Source organism: Iodobacter arcticus, from assembly GCF_042664895.1.
In the GTDB taxonomy this organism is placed as follows: Bacteria; Pseudomonadota; Gammaproteobacteria; order Burkholderiales; family Chitinibacteraceae; genus Iodobacter; species Iodobacter arcticus.
On sequence record NZ_JBHTBQ010000044.1, the window covers coordinates 323,636 to 341,862 of the forward strand.

At 48.7% G+C, this 18,227-nt stretch carries 6 protein-coding genes; 3 read left to right on the forward strand and 3 right to left on the reverse strand.

Annotated elements, in window-relative coordinates:
• Nucleotides 1-104: 104 nt before the first annotated feature.
• The gene (gltB, locus tag ACFQNF_RS18940; RefSeq protein ID WP_380189634.1) at nucleotides 105-4,538 is read right to left on the reverse strand and encodes a glutamate synthase large subunit; all 4,434 of its coding nucleotides are present in this window, start codon (nucleotides 4,536-4,538) and stop codon (nucleotides 105-107) included.
• Nucleotides 4,539-4,837: 299 nt separating this feature from the next.
• Here gltB and ACFQNF_RS18945 point away from each other — a divergent pair, with 299 nt between their 5' ends.
• The 3 genes from ACFQNF_RS18945 (at nucleotide 4,838) to ACFQNF_RS18955 (ending at nucleotide 14,244) form a co-directional block, all read left to right on the forward strand.
• Entirely contained in the window at nucleotides 4,838-11,320 is a 6,483-nt protein-coding gene (locus ACFQNF_RS18945; protein ID WP_380189635.1) for a two-partner secretion domain-containing protein, read from the forward strand.
• Nucleotides 11,304-12,683, forward strand: a complete 1,380-nt coding sequence (locus ACFQNF_RS18950) for a FecR family protein (RefSeq protein WP_380189637.1) — start codon at nucleotides 11,304-11,306, stop codon at nucleotides 12,681-12,683. Before ACFQNF_RS18945 ends, ACFQNF_RS18950 begins: the two co-directional genes overlap by 17 nt.
• A gap of 103 nt (nucleotides 12,684-12,786) precedes the next feature.
• Nucleotides 12,787-14,244: a ShlB/FhaC/HecB family hemolysin secretion/activation protein gene (locus ACFQNF_RS18955; RefSeq protein WP_380189639.1), complete on the forward strand. Its 1,458-nt coding sequence runs from the start codon at nucleotides 12,787-12,789 to the stop codon at nucleotides 14,242-14,244.
• Nucleotides 14,245-14,454: 210 nt separating this feature from the next.
• Here ACFQNF_RS18955 and ACFQNF_RS18960 read toward each other — a convergent pair whose 3' ends face one another.
• A complete protein-coding gene (locus ACFQNF_RS18960; RefSeq protein ID WP_380189641.1) occupies nucleotides 14,455-15,927 on the reverse strand; it encodes a M81 family metallopeptidase in 1,473 nt (490 codons plus the stop codon).
• 485 nt (nucleotides 15,928-16,412) lie between these two features.
• On the reverse strand, nucleotides 16,413-17,582 hold the full coding sequence (locus ACFQNF_RS18965) for an iron-containing alcohol dehydrogenase (RefSeq protein WP_380189643.1): 1,170 nt from the start codon (nucleotides 17,580-17,582) through the stop codon (nucleotides 16,413-16,415).
• Nucleotides 17,583-18,227 lie beyond the last annotated feature (645 nt).

Here is an 18,227-nt window from a genome sequence, read left to right on the forward strand (position 1 = left end):
AGGGGCTGGAAAATGTAGGGTGGGCAAAGCGGTTTTCTTGCCCACGCGTGAGTCACGCACATGCTCGCGTGGGCACAACATCATGCCCACCCTACATCTATCTATTAATCCTTTAAAAGATCATCCAACTTGGCCGCCTTAGGTTTCACCAGCCAGAAGTTATCCTGCGCTTCATCAAAATCGGCCAGAATATCAATGGCGCGAGTCGATCCGGTTAGCTTGGCATGGTCACGCAACTTACCGCGTAAGAAGGCCCGCACTGCACCGTAAGACTCGCCATTGATCAGATTAATATCCACCAGCTCATTATTAATACGGTAAGCAAAGCGCTCTTTAGGATCGTAAACCAGCGCAAAACCACCTGTCATCCCCGCCCCAAAGTTGTAGCCCGTTTCACCCAGCACAATCACACAACCACCGGTCATGTACTCGCAGCCATGATCACCTATGCCTTCCACAATGGCTGTCGCGCCCGAGTTACGCACCGCAAAGCGCTCACCCGCCATACCTGCTGCAAATAATTCGCCGCCGGTTGCACCGTAAAGGCAGGTGTTACCCACAATCACGGCCGAGTGCGATTCAAAATCAGAGGCTTTTGGTGGATAAATCACCACACGCCCGCCGTTCATGCCCTTGCCGACGTAATCGTTAGCGTCGCCTTCCAGCTCTATCGTCAAGCCCTTGGCATTCCACACGCCCAAAGATTGCCCAGCCGAGCCATGCAATTTGATATGCAGGCATTCACTTGGCAAGCCATCCGCGCCGTGTGCCTTGGCGATTTCGCCCGACAAACGCGCACCGATGGAGCGATGAATATTGCGTACTGCGTATTCAAATTTTTGCGGCGTTTGGCTCTTAATCCCAGCAATGGCGTCTTTCACCATTTCTTCGGCCAGCTCACCCTTATCAAAGGATGGGTTGCGCGCTTCCACACAGAAACGTGGTTGCGATTCTGGAATCGTGCCTTGGCTAAGCAATACGCCTAGTTTTAGCCGGCCTTGTCTTTCTGTTGCGCCCGCTGCCAGCTCTAGCATTTCGCTATGGCCGATCAGATCGGATAACTGACGAACTCCCAGCGCCGCCATCCATTCACGGGTTTCTTGCGCGATAAAGGTAAAGTAATTCACCACCATTTCTGGCAGGCCAATAAAGTACTTGGAGCGCAGCTTGATTTCTTGCGTTGCCACGCCGGTGGCGCAGTTGTTTAAGTGGCAAATTCTTAAGAACTTACAACCCAATGCCACCATCGGCCCAGTACCAAAACCAAAGCTTTCCGCGCCCATCATGGCGGCTTTCACCACATCCAGACCGGTCTTTAAGCCACCATCAGCCTGCATACGCACACGGCCACGCAAGCCGTTGGCACGCAAGACTTGCTGCGCTTCGGTCAGGCCCAGCTCAAACGGCGTACCGGCATATTTCACAGAAGCCAAAGGCGATGCGCCTGTACCACCGTCGTAACCCGAGATAGTAATCAGATCGGCGTAAGCCTTCGCCACACCGGCAGCAATCGTGCCCACACCCGGCTCGGCGACGAGTTTCACCGATACCAGCGCATCTGGATTGACCTGTTTCAAGTCAAAAATCAGTTGCGCCAAATCTTCAATCGAATAAATATCGTGATGCGGAGGCGGGGAAATCAAGGAAATCCCAGGCTTAGAGCAACGCAGCTTAGCAATCAGCGGGCTCACTTTATCCCCCGGCAACTGGCCACCTTCACCCGGTTTTGCACCTTGCGCGACCTTGATCTGCAAGACTTCGGCGTTGACCAAATAATGCGGTGTGACCCCAAATCGGCCAGAAGCCACTTGCTTGATCTTGGACATTTTCACCGTGCCATAACGCGCCGGATCTTCACCGCCCTCGCCCGAGTTCGATCTGCCGCCTAAGCGGTTCATCCCCTCGGCCAAAGCCTCGTGCGCTTCTGGACTGAGTGCGCCCAAGCTCATGCCTGCGGAATCAAAACGCTTCAGAATCGATTCGACGGATTCGACTTCATCAATCGAAATCGCCTTCGCAGTATCCAGCTTCAAGCCCATCAAATCGCGCAACATAGCGATAGGACGCTTGTTCACCAGATCGGCGTACTTGCGGTATTCCTTGTAATCGCCGTTTTGCACAGCTTTTTGCAGCTGCATCACCACATCAGGGTTGTAAGCGTGGTATTCCTCGCCAAATACATATTTCAACAAGCCACCTTGCGCAATCGGGCGCATGGTGTTGAAAGCCAGCTTGTTGAGCTTGCCTTGGTCTTCTTGGAAATCAGCAAAATTAGCGCCAGAAATCCGTGAAACCGTGCCGTTTAAGCAGAGATCAACCACTTCTTCATTCACGCCAACGGCTTCAAACAATTGCGAACCACGATAAGAAGCAACGGTTGAAATGCCCATTTTGGAGAGAATCTTTAACAGGCCCTTATTAATCCCCTTACGGAAATTATTGGCGGCTTTTTCCAGCGGCAAATCAAGCTGGCCGATTTCTACCAATTCTTTAATCGTTTGGTAAGCCAAATAAGGGAATACCGCCGTTGCACCATAGCCAATCAAGCAAGCAAAGTGATGCGGATCGCGCGTCGTGGCCGTTTCTACAATAATATTCGTCAGGCAACGTAAGCCTTCATTCACCAGCACATGGTGCACCGCGCCCACTGCAAACAGCGCAGGAATCGGCAAGCGGCCTTTTTGAATATTTGTATCGCTTAACACCACCACCACGGTTTTTTCATCGCGAACGCTGGCCAATACATTGGCACGCAGCGCTTCGATGGCCGCTTTTAAAGTGGTTTGAGCTGGGTCGAACGTAATATCAAAGAAAGCCGGCTTGTAATCTGGGCCAGTCATTGTGGTCAGCGCATCAAATTTATCTGACGACAATACCGGCGAGCGCACTTCTAAGCGGCTGGCGTTAAATTCTGTTTCTTTAAACAGATTGCGCTCTGGCCCAAAACAGGTGTTCAGCGACATCACGATCGCTTCGCGGATCGGATCGATCGGCGGATTGGTCACCTGTGCAAATTGTTGGCGCAAATAATCATATGGGGAGCGTACTTTCTCGGATAACACCGCCATTGGCGTGTCGTCCCCCATCGAGCCGATGGCTTCTTGGCCATCCGCAGCAAGTACGCGCAAGATTTGATCGCGCTCTTCAAAAGTCAGCTGAAATTGCTTCTGGTAGGTCAGCAATTCTGCACGGCTCATCGCTTCTAGCGGTGAGTTGTCTTCTGCCAGCTCTAAATGCTGGGCGTGTTTCTTCACCCAAGCGCGGTAAGGCTGGGCGGTTTTCAGGCGGTTATCAATTGTTTCGGTATCTAGGAATTCGCCATTACTTAAATCGACAGCCACAATCTGGCCAGGTTTAACGCGGCCTTTCTTTACAACGTCTTCAGGCTTATAGCCCCACACGCCAATCTCGGAAGCAATGGTCAGGTGGCGATCTTTGGTAATCACATAACGTGCAGGACGCAAGCCATTGCGATCTAGCGCACAGCCTGCGTAACGGCCGTTGGTCCAAACGATGCCGGCTGGGCCATCCCACGGCTCCATATGCATGGAGTTGTATTCGTAAAATGCGCGTAAGTCACGGTCATTGCTATCAACGTTTTGCCATGCAGGCGGCACCAGCATGCGGAAAGCACGGAATACATCCATGCCGCCCATCAGCAAGCCTTCGAGCATATTGTCCATTGACATCGAATCAGAGCCATTGGTTTGAACAATCGGGCGTACCGTGTCCATATCCAAATGCTCGCTGTCCATAATCGCTTCGCGGGCTTTGGCCCATAAACGATTACCGTGCAGGGTATTAATTTCGCCGTTATGCGCCAGATAGCGGAAAGGCTGAGCCAGCTTCCACTGCGGCCAAGTATTGGTCGAAAAGCGCTGGTGATAAACCGCCAGCGACGATTCAAAACGCGGATCTTTCAGATCCAGATAAAATTCTGGCAAATTATCCGGAGTCACCAAGCCCTTATAAGACAGTACATGCGGGCTTAAGGTTGGCATATAGAAAGCAGCATCGTCAGTGTTGGCTTTTTCTGCCACACGTCGTGCTTGATAAAGCTTGCGCTCAAATACTTGACTCGTCATTCCTGCTGGCGCATTGACAAACAGCTGGCCAATTTGCGGCAGCGTTTGTAAGGCGTACTCGCCACAGGCCTCAATATTAACCGGCACACTGCGAACCCCAGCGACCGACAAGCCCTGCTCTTCCATCGCTGCAAAGAGTTTTGTTAATGTTGTTTGCGCACTGTAAAAAATAATCCCTACAGCGTATTCATCGGCCACCGTAAATTGATTTTCTGCGGCCACGGCACGCAAGAAACCATCCGGTTTTCGAAATAGCAGACCACAGCCATCGCCTGATTTTCCATCAGCGGCAACAGCGCCACGGTGTGTTAGACATGCAAGAGAGCTAATTGCGGTAGAAACCAGCCAATGCGACGGCTTGTCATCCATTTGAGCAATCAGGCCGAAGCCACAACTATCTTGTTCGAACGTCGGGCTATACAACGTGCCCTTTAACCAGCCTTGTCGATCCATCACAAAACCCTTAGGGGAAGCAGAAATTTTTTTAGCAATTTGCGGCGAAATGGTCTTGATTCTATATGCCAAACCCAAAAGGGAGCAATGTTTTCAATCAGGAAATCCCTTATATGCACACATTAAAAAAATAAGGGTTTTTACTTACCGTTGTTACTGACTTATTAAAAAAGAAAACAAAAAGCTAAAAGAAAGGAAAACAGTAATATCGTTTTAACTTCTGCAGAAGCCACTGGTAAATGGCATATCACAAACTAGAATTAAGCGATCCCAATATTTCAGTGACAGCGGAGGCCAGTATGAAACCGCAATTTCCTTTACACCCCTTGGTGCTCGCCATTGCAAGTACCTTACCGCTATTGATGGGTGTGCCGGCCTACGCTAATCCTGAAAATGCAAGAATCATTCATGGCTCGGCGGATATCCAGCAGGTGGGCAAAATGCTCACCATCAAGAACACGCCCAACGCGATTATCGAGTGGCAAAAATTTAATATCGCCAATGACGAGGCTACGCGTTTTCAGCAGGAGTCCGCCAAAAGCATCGTGCTAAATCGTGTTAGCGGCATCGATCCATCCCAAATTCTTGGACAGCTCAGCTCGAATGGCCGCGTGTTTCTAATCAATAAAAATGGCTTACTGGTCGGCAAAGATGCCCGAATTGATACCGCTGGCTTTGTCGCTTCCACGCTCGATATTAAGAATGATGATTTTCTTAATGGCCGTTATCGCTTTGATGGCCATGGCGGAAAAATAGCCGTAGAAGGGGTGATACGTAGCCAGAATGGCGATGTTTTCCTAATTTCACCCGATATTAAAAACAGCGGCCTCATCGAAGCCAGCAACGGCAATGTGGTACTTGCTGCTGGCAAATCGGTTGAGATTGTCAGCCTAAGCCTAGAAGGCCTACGCTTTACCTTACAAGCACCAAGCGATAGTGTAATTAATCTGGGGCAGATCAAAGGTGATGCCGTTGGCCTGTTTGCTGGCACCTTAAAACACAGCGGGGAAATTCGCGCTGTGCGTGCCGAACAAATTGGCGGCAAAGTTTTACTGCGTGCCAGCGATCAAATAGAAACCAGTGCAGGTAGCCAAATCACGGCAAACGGCGCAGTCGGTGGGCAAGTCACACTCGATGCAAGCCCTACGGGCATCTTGCTCGCCAGCGGCCAGATCAGCGCAACAGGCCTTAAAGGCGGCGATGTGCAGCTACTTGGCAAGCATGTGGGGCTGCTCGATCATGCCATCGTAGATGCCAGCGGACAAAACGCAGGCGGAAGTATTTTATTGGGAGGGGACTATCAAGGGGGAAATCCTTTAGTTTCCAACTCAGAAGCTAGTTACACCAGCGCAGAAAGCACTTTGCGCGCCGACGCGATCACTGAAGGCAATGGTGGCAAAGTGATCGTCTGGGCAGACAATATAAGCAGAGTAAACGGGGAAATCAGCGCCAGAGGCGGCGCATTAAGCGGTGATGGCGGGCTGGTTGAAACTTCAGGCAAAAAACATTTAGATTTTAATGCGCGTGTGGACACCTCTGCCCCCGCAGGCAAAGCAGGCACATTATTGCTAGATCCAAACGGCATCAGCATTATTTCCGCCTGCCCTAGCCCTGGCCCAAGCCCATGCCCTCCTACCCCAACAGAAAGTGGTGGCATTTTTTCTAATACGAATGCAAGCGCAGAAAGCTATTTACTGACCACCGCTATTTCAACTGCACTGTTAAGTAATAATGTGACGGTGCAATCGGAAGGAATCATTACGGTCAGCACCAACTATAGCTATACCTCAAATAACTCCCTCACCCTCCACGCCCAATATCCATCCCCATCCCCAACACCAGCCATTGATATGGGCAGTTATGCAATTACTAATTCGGGAACGGGCGATATTATTTTAAAAGCTGATAATGAAAAAATTAATTCCGGTGCAATTTCTACCCAGGGCAATATTACATTTGAAGCTTATGCACTTGAATTAAATGGTGCAATTACCACCGGCACAGATAAAAAAACACTGATTAAAGCCAAAAGTTCGCTTAAATTAGGTGGATCAATTGATGATGATAGCTCATCAAGCATGGGCCTAAAAACATCCGAGCTTGCAAAAATAAGCGGTAAAAATCTTGAATTCAGAAGTGAAGACAGTGTTTCAATTCAGGCAGAAGTTGATCGTAGCGGAAAAAACCTGAGTATTTATGGCAAAACCGGCATCAGCCAAACGACTCTTAGCCCATCTCCCTCTTATGGCTATATCAAAGCAGATCATTTAACTGTTTCAACCCTAACCCCAGCCCCTTCAGGCTCGATTAGCCCAATTGATCTGGGGCTAGCATTAAACTATATAAATAAAATAAGTGTTAAAACTGAAGGCACGCTTAAGCTAAAAAATAGTAACGCACTGGAAATAGCTGCTTTTTCAGATTCAAGCACCAGTAGCTCAAGCTCAGAAATGGGGGACAATAGCTGGATTAAAAATGAGGGCAACATTAGCCAATCCGCACCGATTAGCATTAAAAAAAGAATATCCGATCCACCTTCGCCTGCTTTCGAGCCGGGAGAATTACTTTTACTGGTAGAAAGCGGCAGTATTAACTTAAATAACAGTAGCAACAGCATTGGTAAAGTAACTGCCAAAACAGTAGCAAGCGGTGCTGGAATTCTTATCAAAAACAATGCTGATTTAAAATTCAGCGCGGTCAGCGATCACCCGGCAATCAATCAAAGTGGCATCATTACCAATAATGGCAATATATCAATAGAAAACTCAGGATCAATTGACTTTGATGGACTGGAAATTAATGCAGGCACTGGCAATGCTGATTTAATTACCACAGCAGCCAGTAAAACAATTACGATTCCCAGCAGTGGCAATGCAGGAAAAATAACAGCAACAAATATCAATCTACAAGCAGACAGCATTGCTCTGACATCAGGGTCAAATGTTGCTACTTTGCTTGCCAGTGGCGGCACTATTAATATATCCCCTACCAGCAGTGCAATTGCTACACAATTAGGCGGCTCTCGCAGTGGCTTTGGAATAAGCCAAAGCGAATTCAATAATATGACGGCCAACAGCATAAAAATAGGCAATAGCTCGCATCAGCTTGGCACAGTTAATCTTGCAACAATCGATCTAAGCACTGGCAGCAGCACGCCCATACTGGAAGTTTATTCAAATGCAGCAGTCAGCCAGACTGGTGCGCTCAAAGTAAAAGGCTTTGCCGCCAGAGGCAGTAGTATCACGCTAAACAATAGTGGTAATTTATTTAATGATGGTGTTGCACTCACCGCCAGTGGTGATATTGATCTTGATTACACCGGCAACCTGGCTATTGGCCTATCAGGTTATGCCGATGGTCTAGCTAGTAGCAATGATATTAGTGTTCGTGCCAGCAATAATTTAACGATTAATAATCTTATTGCAGCAAAAAACTTAAGCCTTACCGCTACGGCAGGAGCGATTAATCAAAGTGTAGGCATTATTCAGGCAAGCAAGCTCACCGCCGCTTCGGCTACCGCTTTAAACCTTGGTCTAGATAATAAAATAGATACACTGAGCGCCCGCAATACAACGGGCGATATAAAAATTAAAAACAATAAGATACTCAACGTGAGCAGTCTGAAAAGCAGTGGAAATATTGATTTAAATAGTACGGGAGATATTACGCTCGATGGTGAGTTATCTACTGCAAATACAGCAACACTTAAATCCAACAACATAAGCCAAGCAAGCAGTAGCGTCATTACAGTGGGTACTTTAAGCATCGCTGCTTCAGGTACAGTTACGCTTGATAAAGAAAACATGATAGACAAGGCTGCAATTAATAGCAAAAATATTAATTTAAATAATAATAAAGCCATTACACTGGATATCATCAATAGTAATAATGGTGATATAAAAATAACCAACAAGGGCGATATTACGCTCAACGATACGCTTACCGCAAATACTGCGACAATCACAGCCAGTCAGGGTAATATTAATTTAGCAAGCTCCATCAATACAAAAACCAGCACGTTAAATTCAGCAACAGGTAGCGTTAACGAATCAAGCAAGGGAAGTATTAACAGCAACAATTTAAGCATCACCGCCGCAAAAGGTATTTCGCTCGATCAAAGCAATAAAATAGATATTGCCTCACTTAAAACAAGCCAAGGCAATATTGTGCTGAATAATACCAAGATTCTTTCTTTAGCAGAATCAAGTGCCGATCAATTTAAACTTAATAATACTGAAGGCTTAGTGCTTACAGGTAATTTATCTGCCAATCAAATTGATTTAACGGCCAACACCATGAGCGATAGTGCCAATGCTAAATTAAGTGGCAATGCAAAGCTAACGGCTACGGGTGATATTGTGCTTAACAATAGCGTTCAAAATATTGGCACGCTCAGCGCTTCAAGCACAGCAGGAGATTTATTATTAAAAAATAACGACACTATTTTATTAAAAGAGATTAAAGCAAGAAGAGTAGATATCAGCACAGCAGGAAAAATAACAGTTGATGGCCCGCTGAGCAGTACAGATGCGGCTAGATTGCAATCTGCCAGTGGCATCAGCATTAATAACAGCATCAATAGCAAAAACCTTAATTTAACAACTGATCAACTTAATATGGGTGAAAAAGGCCAGATTGACACCACTGATTTTTTCTATACCCCCAGCACTACAGATACTGTTAAAGTATCTTTAGGCGGCAACACCAGAATCAACTCGGGATTAGAGTTAAGCCAGAGCGATTTTGATCGTATAAAAGCCAGCAGAATCATTATTGGTGATGCAAAAGGAAATAAGGTTGGTGATATTTCAATAAAAGGCTTTAATATTGCAAACTCAGATTTATTTATTAATAGCGCAGGCGCATTAAGCCAGACTACAGGCGGCACAATCACCACTAAGCTACTCAATGCACAAGCCAGCAGCATTAGCCTTGGCGAAGCCAATACTGTTGACACCTTTGTTCCAAACAGCAATGGTGACATTATTTTTGCTAATACAAAAACACTGGCACTTGGCCCTATTAAAACCGCAGGCTTGCTACGCATCGATACGCAGGGCAATTTAGGATTAAACGATGGCATATCAGCTAAAGACATTAGCCTTAAAGCAAGTGGGGGAGAAATTAGCAGTCTTGCCAATGGCGCACTTAATGCAGAGACCTTAATTGCCAGCGCCAGCAAGGGCATTAAGCTCGACAATGCCAACACCATTAATCAGGCTAGTTTAATCAGTAGTGAAGGCGATATCTCATTCAGCAATACAAAATCCCTTACTCTTGGAAAAACAAACAGCAGTGGCAATATACAAATCAGAGCGGCGGGTAATTTAAATATTAATGAAAATATATCCAGTAATACTATCTCACTCAATAGTGACGGAAAACTCATTAGCAGTGCAATCATCACCAGTAAACAGCTCAATGCCAAAGCGGCCACAGGGATCACGCTGGATAAAGCCAATAGCTTAGATCAGGTAAAGCTTATCAGTGATAGCGGAAACATTATATTACTCAATTCTAAAGAGTTAATCTTGGATACGACCAGTACGAATGGCGATATCCAAATTGGCAGTAATGGTAATTTGCTGATTAAAGACAGTCTGACTGGCAATTTAGTACAGTTTAAAATAGCCAACGGAAGCCTGAATGAAGCAGGTGGCGCAAAAATAAGCGCAAACAAATTGAATGTCGATGCCGAGCTGGGTATTAATTTGCAAGAAAACGCCAACACCATTGATTTTGCAACGCTAAACAGTAAGGGAGATATTACACTTAATAATAGTAAATCTCTTGCTTTAAGCGGTGCAAACAGCGCGGGCGTGATTAATGTAAATACACTTGGTACATTAATTATAAACAACCAGGTTCAAGGCACTGCAGTCAATTTAAAAGCGAATGAGTTGCTCGACACAACCAATAGCCAGATTAACACGGAAAAGCTGCAGCTTGATGGAAAAACGCAAATCACACTGGATAAAGGAAATCATAAAATTTCCCAATTAAGCGCAAACAGTGATGGCAGCTTAACGCTTAATAATAATGTGGATCTTGCCCTGCAAGGAATTAGCACCAAGGGCAATGTACTGATTGATAACCAAGGCACACTCACGGTGAGCGCACCACTCAGTGCCGATGATACTTCACTGATCAGTAATGGGGCATTAAGAGTAAACGGTGCGCTTAAATCTACCGGCACAATCCGATTAAGCAGCCGAGACACAGGAAAAAACGATGACAATATTATTCAGAACACAGCCTTAATTGCAGCAGGCGATATAAAAATAAATGCCAATGATAGCTATATTCAGAATGCTGATTTAATTGCAGGCGCCACCACGGCGCAATTAAATAATCAAGGAGCACGCCAAGGTGCACAGCCGGGAGTAAGCGGCACGACGGGCGAGATTTCTGTTGATGCGACGGTGATTCAAGTCGCCCCTGGCGTGAAAGCTGTTTCTGCCAATGGTGGCGCCATCACTTATGGTAGTAGCAGAACCGTTAGCAATAATATAACGGCCGATCAAATCAAAACCAGCGGGCTGGTCAATAAAACAGGAAAGAACCCGGATGGGGGACTGATTTCCAAATTGCCGATTAATGCAACAGAAGAACAGGCTAAACAATTAGTCAAAGTGATTGTTTTGCAAAAACAAGACCAGCAAATTCACTTTCAGCTCATTGGAACAGGGCAATTGCCCTTTGAAGCCCAAAAACCCGAAGAAATTGAGCCGCCCAAAGAAACAATCAGGGTTGCCGGAGAAGACGATGCCAACTGCCCTTAAGCTCTTGCTCCTCAGCCTTTTAATCCAAGTGCCAAGCTATGCCGCAATTGTGGCTGAAGTTGCCTCGGTGCAAGGTGCAGCGTCTGCTCAGGGTAAAAATGGCGGGCTAAAGCTGATTGGCAGAGGCTCTATTTTAAATGAGGGCGATGAAATCATTACCGCACCCAATAGCCATGCCGTACTTAAATTTAATGACGGCGGACAAATCACCGTCCGCCCTGATACCCGCATGAAAATTGATAGCTTCGCTTTTGGGCAAAGTGGCCGTGAAGACAGCATGGTTTTAGGCTTATTTAAAGGCGGCTTACGCGCAGTAACCGGGCTGATTTCTAAACAATCGGCGAATGCCGCCAAAATTCAAACTTCAAGCGCCACCATTGGGATTCGTGGTACTGATTTTGATGCACGGCTTTGTGCGGGTGATTGCGCCCAGGAAGCCAAGCAAGCACCCACTCAGCAAAATAAAGCCGTAGAAGTGGCCGCTGCAGCAAGGGTAGTGAGCTTATCTGGCAAAGCCAATGTAAGAAATAAGGAAGGCGTGCTGCGCATGTTGGTGCAAGGTGGCGCGGTTTATGTGGGGGAACGCGTTGAAACCACGCCTGATGGCACGCTGGTATTGGCCTTTAGGGATGGTGGCAAAGTGTCTTTGCGCTCTGACACACAAATGCAGATTGATCGCTTTGAATACAAGGCTGAAGTACCTGCCGAAGGTAATTTTGGCGTATCTCTTTTTAAAGGTGGCTTACGCGCGCTCACGGGCTTAATCGGTAAAGCCAAACCAGACGCAGTGCAATATAAGACCAAAAGCGCCACGATTGGCATACGCGGTACCGGGGTCGATTTTGAATGCACTGCAGCCTGCGCCGATCCAGAACTACCGGGGATGGATGGCTTTGGTGCCTATGTGTGGGAAGGCAGTATCACGGTAACACCCATCAACGGCCCCATTCAGCAGCTTAATCTTGGGGAAACGGTATTGATCCGCAGCTCCGGTATTTTACGCCCAAGCACACCGCCTGCTGGGCTTAGCAATATGCCAGCACCACGGCCAGATACCATTCCCGTGGATCTACAACTCTTATTTGGCCAAAGCGAGGGCAATAACGAGATGCCGGGGCTCTATGTACACGTCCGCGACGGTAATGTTAGTCTAACTGACAACACTAGCCAGCAAGTGCTATTTTTAGGGAAAGATGAAACGGGATTTTCAAACAAAAATAGCCCTATTCGCTTACGTGAACTCCCTGTCTTTATTGAATTTGATAAAACACCGATCGGCATCATCAAGGTTCCACTTCGAGACATGCTCAGCAAAAATGGCCTTCCCTCTAACCTTGGCTGCAAACCGGGTACAGTCAAATAAACGAGAGCTACCGCGCGCTATGAAATTTCGCCATTTTTTACCTGCCAGCCTCCTCACTAGCATAATTTCAGGCCTTGTATTAGCCGAGGAGCCACTCTTTAATGTGACAGCCTACCAGGTAAAAGGTGAAAACCCGCTTTCTGCCGAGGCCAGCAGCCAGCTCTTACAAACCTATTTAGGCAACAACCGCTCGCTCAGTGATTTACAACAGGCAGCCAGCGCACTTGAATCCGCTTTACGCGAACGTGGACATGGCTTTTTACGCGTCACCTTACCGCCGCAAGAAGCATCAGGCATCATCACTTTAGAAGTGCTGAGCTTCAAACTTAGTAAAATCACACTCAAAAACACGCTCTTTTTTGATGAAGAAAATCAGCGCAACAGCCTACCCGCACTGCAAGAAGGCGGCTCGCCTAATTTTCAGGCGATGACCACACAGCTGGTCATCGCCAATGAAAACCCAAGCAAGCAGACCAATATCACTTTTAAAGAAGGCGAAATCGATAGCATTGAAGCCATCATCGATACCCAGCAACAAAAACCATGGAGTGTTTTTGTTTCCGGTAATAACTCTGGCTCGGATGATAACGGCCGCTTGCGCCTGTCTTTGGGATTGCAGCACACCAATTTATTTAACAGTGATCATGTTGCCACAGTCAGCTACTCCACCGCCCCTAGCCAACCCGATAATGTCAGCCAGTACGGTGTGTTTTACCGCATGCCCTTCTATAGCCTTGGCGGCAGCTTGGCTGCCTACTATGCACAATCAAAAGTAGATTCGGGTAGCTTAGGCGAAGGTTTAATCATCACAGGTAAAGGCGAATCAGGCGGGCTGCGTTACACCCACCATCTGCCTATGGACGGACAATACCGCTCGCAAATTGAAGTGGCGCTCGACGATAAGCTATTTCGGGGCACTGATGTATCTGGCGTGGGCCAGCTCAGCCCCGATGTACGCAGCCGGCCACTCACACTGGCTTATAACAGCCACTGGCAAAGTGAAGATATCGAGGTCAATATTGGTCTTGATTACAGCCACAATCTACCATCGGGCTACGGCAACGATGATGAAGCTTATCAGGCCAACCGCAGCGGCGCGCATAGCAATTGGCAGGCATGGCATGCAAAAGCCGAAGGGCTGTACCGCTTTGCGGGCGACTGGCAAGCCACGCTTAAATTAAGCGGCCAATTCGCCAGCGAAGCACTAATCTCAGGCGAGCAATTTGCCTTGGGCGGCAGCAGCTCTCTGCGTGGGGTAAGCGATCGCAGCGCCACTGGCGATAGTGGCGTGCAAGGCACGTTTGAAATCAGCACGCCCAAACTTTTTGAGGGCTTACGCCTGCTTAGCTTTATCGACGCAGGCGCCATTCACCGCCGCTCTCCCGAAGCGGGAACCAGCAGCCAGGAAGCCCTCGGCAGCATCGGCCTTGGGTTACGCTGGCAAATTCAGGATTGGGGATTAATCAGCGCAGACTGGGGATATATCGCAGACGGCAGCGGCTCCCCCAAGATAGAGCGCGGCGAAAGCTTTGGGCACTTTGGGTTTTACTTCAAGTATTGATCAAAAAGCTAAAAGGTCTGTAGACACAGAGAACCCAAATTGTAGGGTGGGCAAAAGCGCTTTATCTTGCCCACGCAGATGCTGTATGGACTGCGCCTTTGTTTCGGTGCGTAACGCCTACGGCGTTTTTCACCCTATAAATCTACATATTTTTTGCCTTCCATCGTCGCGTGGGCACAAAAAACGTGCCCACCCTACAAGGTTCTGTGTCTACAGATCTTTTGCCTTAGCCCGACTCGCTGGCCGGCGTTTGCATACACGATATTGCAAGCGGCTTAGATCGGCCACATGCTCGCCATCGGCCTCTACCACCAGAATCTCTGCCGCAATTGCGCCAAAATCAGCCCGAAAATGCACGCTACTTTTTAATATCAACACAGGCACTTCACTAGGCTCTACACCCAGATGGCGGAACATCGCCTGATCTGCCGCTTGTTGCTTGCGGCTGCTCACCAGCACCGTCACCCCCTGATATTCCAAGCGGGCCATCTGCCCCAGATCCATTTGGCAGCCTGAATAAAAAGGCCCTGTTGCAGCAAACTGCCCATTGCCAAGGCCCGCCACCTTCCACTCGCCATACGCAGAACAATCGGCCCTTCCTATGGCACGGTGCAAAACGGCCCCTACGCCTGCCACATGCGCCGCTTTTGCTGTCGCTGGATCACATAAAATACCAAGCACCACCGCTGGCATTTGAGCACTAAGACAATCAACAATAATCCCCGCCGCATCGCTGCCCGCACCGCCACCGGGATTATCGCAGGTGTCGGCAAGTACAATCGTATGGCCTGCACGAGCATGCTCGCGTGCGTATTCCAAAGCGGCATGCGACTGCCATAATCGGCCGTCAAATTCTGCTTCGGCGCTTTCCACGGCTCTCGCCAAAGCGGCCGCAACACCTTGGGCCACGTCGGCCTGATGCGCATAGACCAGCACCGCAGGGCCGCCATCGGCCACATCGGCCAAAGGAAAACCGGGAAAGAAACTCACGCTCACTATATCGCCCACTTCGGCCTGCTCTGCCTCCTGCATCAGCCTAGCCACCGGCTCGATCAATGAGCATTGCCAAGGCATAGATATCAAAAACGGCAGTTGTACAAAAGCAGAATGCAGCTGCTCGCCCACAAGAAGACGCTGCAACAAGCCCACCGCCCTTGCCCCGGTTTCAGCCATATCCACATGCGGGTAGCTGCGATAGCCGACCAAGGCGCTGGCTGATTTCACCATTAAGGGGCTGACATTTGCATGAAAATCGAGAGAGGCCACGATGGGGATTTGCTCACCCAGTAAAGCGCGAGTACGACGCAGCCATTCGCCATCGCCATCGTCATATCGCTCTGTTACCAAAGCGCCGTGCAAATCTAAGTACACGCCATCAAACGGCCCTGCATTTAAAAGAGCCAACTCAAACATCGCCCATAGCGCTTCAAACGCCGCATCCTCAACCCGGCCACTGGGGTTGGCCGAGGCCCAGAGTAGCGGCAAAACGTGTAAACCGTCCGCCTCCAGCGCGGCAATCGCCCCCGCCAAAGGCAAATTAGCCCCCGCCACCGCAGCAAAAACCGCCTCTCCTTGAGTCAAACCCGGCCAGGCATCGGCCTCAATAAAATGAGCCATCGTGGTGGGCATACTGGCAAAGGTATTAGTTTCATGCTGAATACCCGCTACCGCAATACGCTGCATACCTGCTCCAGTGGGGGGTGATGTTCAGATCTGTAAGTGGAAGTTTGCGAACTGGCTGAGCACAGTGCACCCAAATACAAAAAGAGCTTTTTAGTGCTTTCGGCACGTTGATTTTGGTGCGGGCGTCCCGCTGGACCTTCCTTTCTTGTGTGGCCAAGAAACGAAGCCAAGCCACAAACTCAAAACACGAAGGCCCCTGCTGCGGTCCAATCGAGTCGGCGGCGGGCGGGATTGGCTCGTTCCTCGCTCCCAAGCGATCCCCCGCCCCGCTTGTTCCTCACTCCGGCGTGTTTCAAGGGGAGATTTAAGCCCCGTGCCACTCACTGCGATACGAGTCCCAATTGCTAGGTTTTAAAATGCTTAAAATCTATAAAACAACTTAATTCAAGCTTTGTCTTTCTCCGTGAAACTCCGTGTTCTCTGTGTCCTCCGTGCTTCAAGACTTGGGTTTGGCAACATAACATCTGAATACACACCCCAAACTTCTACAACAAGCCATCCAAAGCCGCCGCGCAAATACCTTGATATTGCTGCGGAGTAAAAGGAATTGGGTTGCTGCCATGTGCACCGTCGGCTACTGCCGCGGTGCCGATGGTTTCCAGACAGGATTCATTGATGCCTATGCTTTTAAGCGTATGCGGAATGCCGACTTCTTCTCTGAGACGTAGCACCCAATCTAAAAATGCGGCAAATGAAGGATTGGGCAGGCCTAGATAGCGGGCGGCGGCGGTGATGCGCTCGTCGATGGCGACCTGATTGGCTTTTAAAACATAGGGCATCAGAATGGCGTTGAGCATGCCGTGATGGGCATCGAAACGCGCCCCCAGCGGATGAGCCAGCGCGTGCATCGCCCCCAGCCCGCGCTGAAATGCCGTTGCCCCCATGCTGGAAGCCACCAGCATTTGCATCCGCGCCTCAAGATCTGTGCCATCAGCAACGGCACGCGGTAGCCATTCCCGCACCAGCTGCATTCCTTCTAAGGCAATGCCACTGGCCATCGGGTGATAAAACGGCGAGCAATAGGCTTCTAAACTATGGCTGAGTGCATCCATTCCCGTCGCTGCGGTTAGCTTGGCGGGCAAGCCGGTGCTGAGCACTGGATCTAAAATCACAATGGCAGGCAACATGCGCGGGTGAAAAATAATCTTTTTAGCGTGCTCAGCTTCATGGGTAATCACCGAAGCCCGGCCCACTTCAGAGCCTGTGCCAGCCGTGGTAGGAATCGCCACCAGCGGCGCCATGCCTTCGGTTTTAATTCTTAGCCAGTTGTCCCCCTCATCTACGTAATCCCAAAGCGACCCGCTCTGCCCAACCATCATCGCCACCGCCTTGGCCGCGTCCAGTGCCGAACCACCACCCAGTGCAATCACGCCATCAAAACCACCTTGGTGATAAGCCGCCACCCCGTCGGCCACATTCTGCCCGGTTGGATTGCCCTTAATCTGGTGAAACAGGCCTGCGTGTAAATCAGCCCCATCCAGTAAAGTCATAGTGCTCAGGACAGGCGATAAAGTCGCCAAGCCCGGATCAGTAATCAGTAGCGGTCTTTTAATCCCTAAAGATCGCGCCAACTGCGGCAAATCCTTAACCCGCCCCACGCCACATTTCACATTGGTGGGGTAATTCCAATTTACGGTGTAGCGGTCGAGATTCATTTAAGTATCCTGTGGTTGATTTCAGCTTCCATCATCGTAGGGCGGGTGCAAGCCGCCGCTTTTACATTAGATTTGGCAGGTTTCACCTCAATCCAATCAGCTTAAGCACGCTAACCGTAAACGACGTTTTCGTAGCTTGGATTAGCTGCTTTATCGCGTTATACGCATCAATTTATGACCAATACATAGAAAAAAAGCTGATTTTTATAGGGTGTGCAAGTCGTTTTTCTTGCGCACCGCCCCTCGGTGCGCAACGACTGCGTCGTTGTACACCCTATAAAACCAAGCTTATTATGGCGAAAGCTTAAATGTTGGGTTACGCAGGTTTCTCCGCCTAAAACCAGCGAACAAACCCGCTAACCCAACCTTGTATCTTGTTCCCTGTGGTGGTTAGCTACTACCACACGAGGCGAAGTGAGTTTGAGCCCAACCTTAAGGCATTGACCTTCTTCTGTAGATCAAACCCTTCACCTCCCTTCTTTCGCCAAATCAGACACTGGACGGTAGCCAAGGGCTTTGACCCTGTATGCACAAGGCAAGTGGGTGAATTAGGCTTTTTTACAGGAAGAATTCTCATGTTTTATCTCGGTATTGATGTTGCTAAAGCCAAACTCGATTGTTACTTACTGACCCAACTTGACCCCC

Excerpts from the sequence above, each read along its gene's own strand:
- gltB (WP_380189634.1), bottom strand. The coding sequence starts at position 4,538 with ATGGATCGACAAGGCTGGTTAAAGGGCACGTTGTATAGCCCGACGTTC.
- ACFQNF_RS18945 (WP_380189635.1), top strand. The coding sequence starts at position 4,838 with ATGAAACCGCAATTTCCTTTACACCCCTTGGTGCTCGCCATTGCAAGT.
- ACFQNF_RS18950 (WP_380189637.1), top strand. The coding sequence starts at position 11,304 with ATGCCAACTGCCCTTAAGCTCTTGCTCCTCAGCCTTTTAATCCAAGTG.
- ACFQNF_RS18960 (WP_380189641.1), bottom strand. The coding sequence starts at position 15,927 with ATGCAGCGTATTGCGGTAGCGGGTATTCAGCATGAAACTAATACCTTT.
- ACFQNF_RS18965 (WP_380189643.1), bottom strand. The coding sequence starts at position 17,582 with ATGAATCTCGACCGCTACACCGTAAATTGGAATTACCCCACCAATGTG.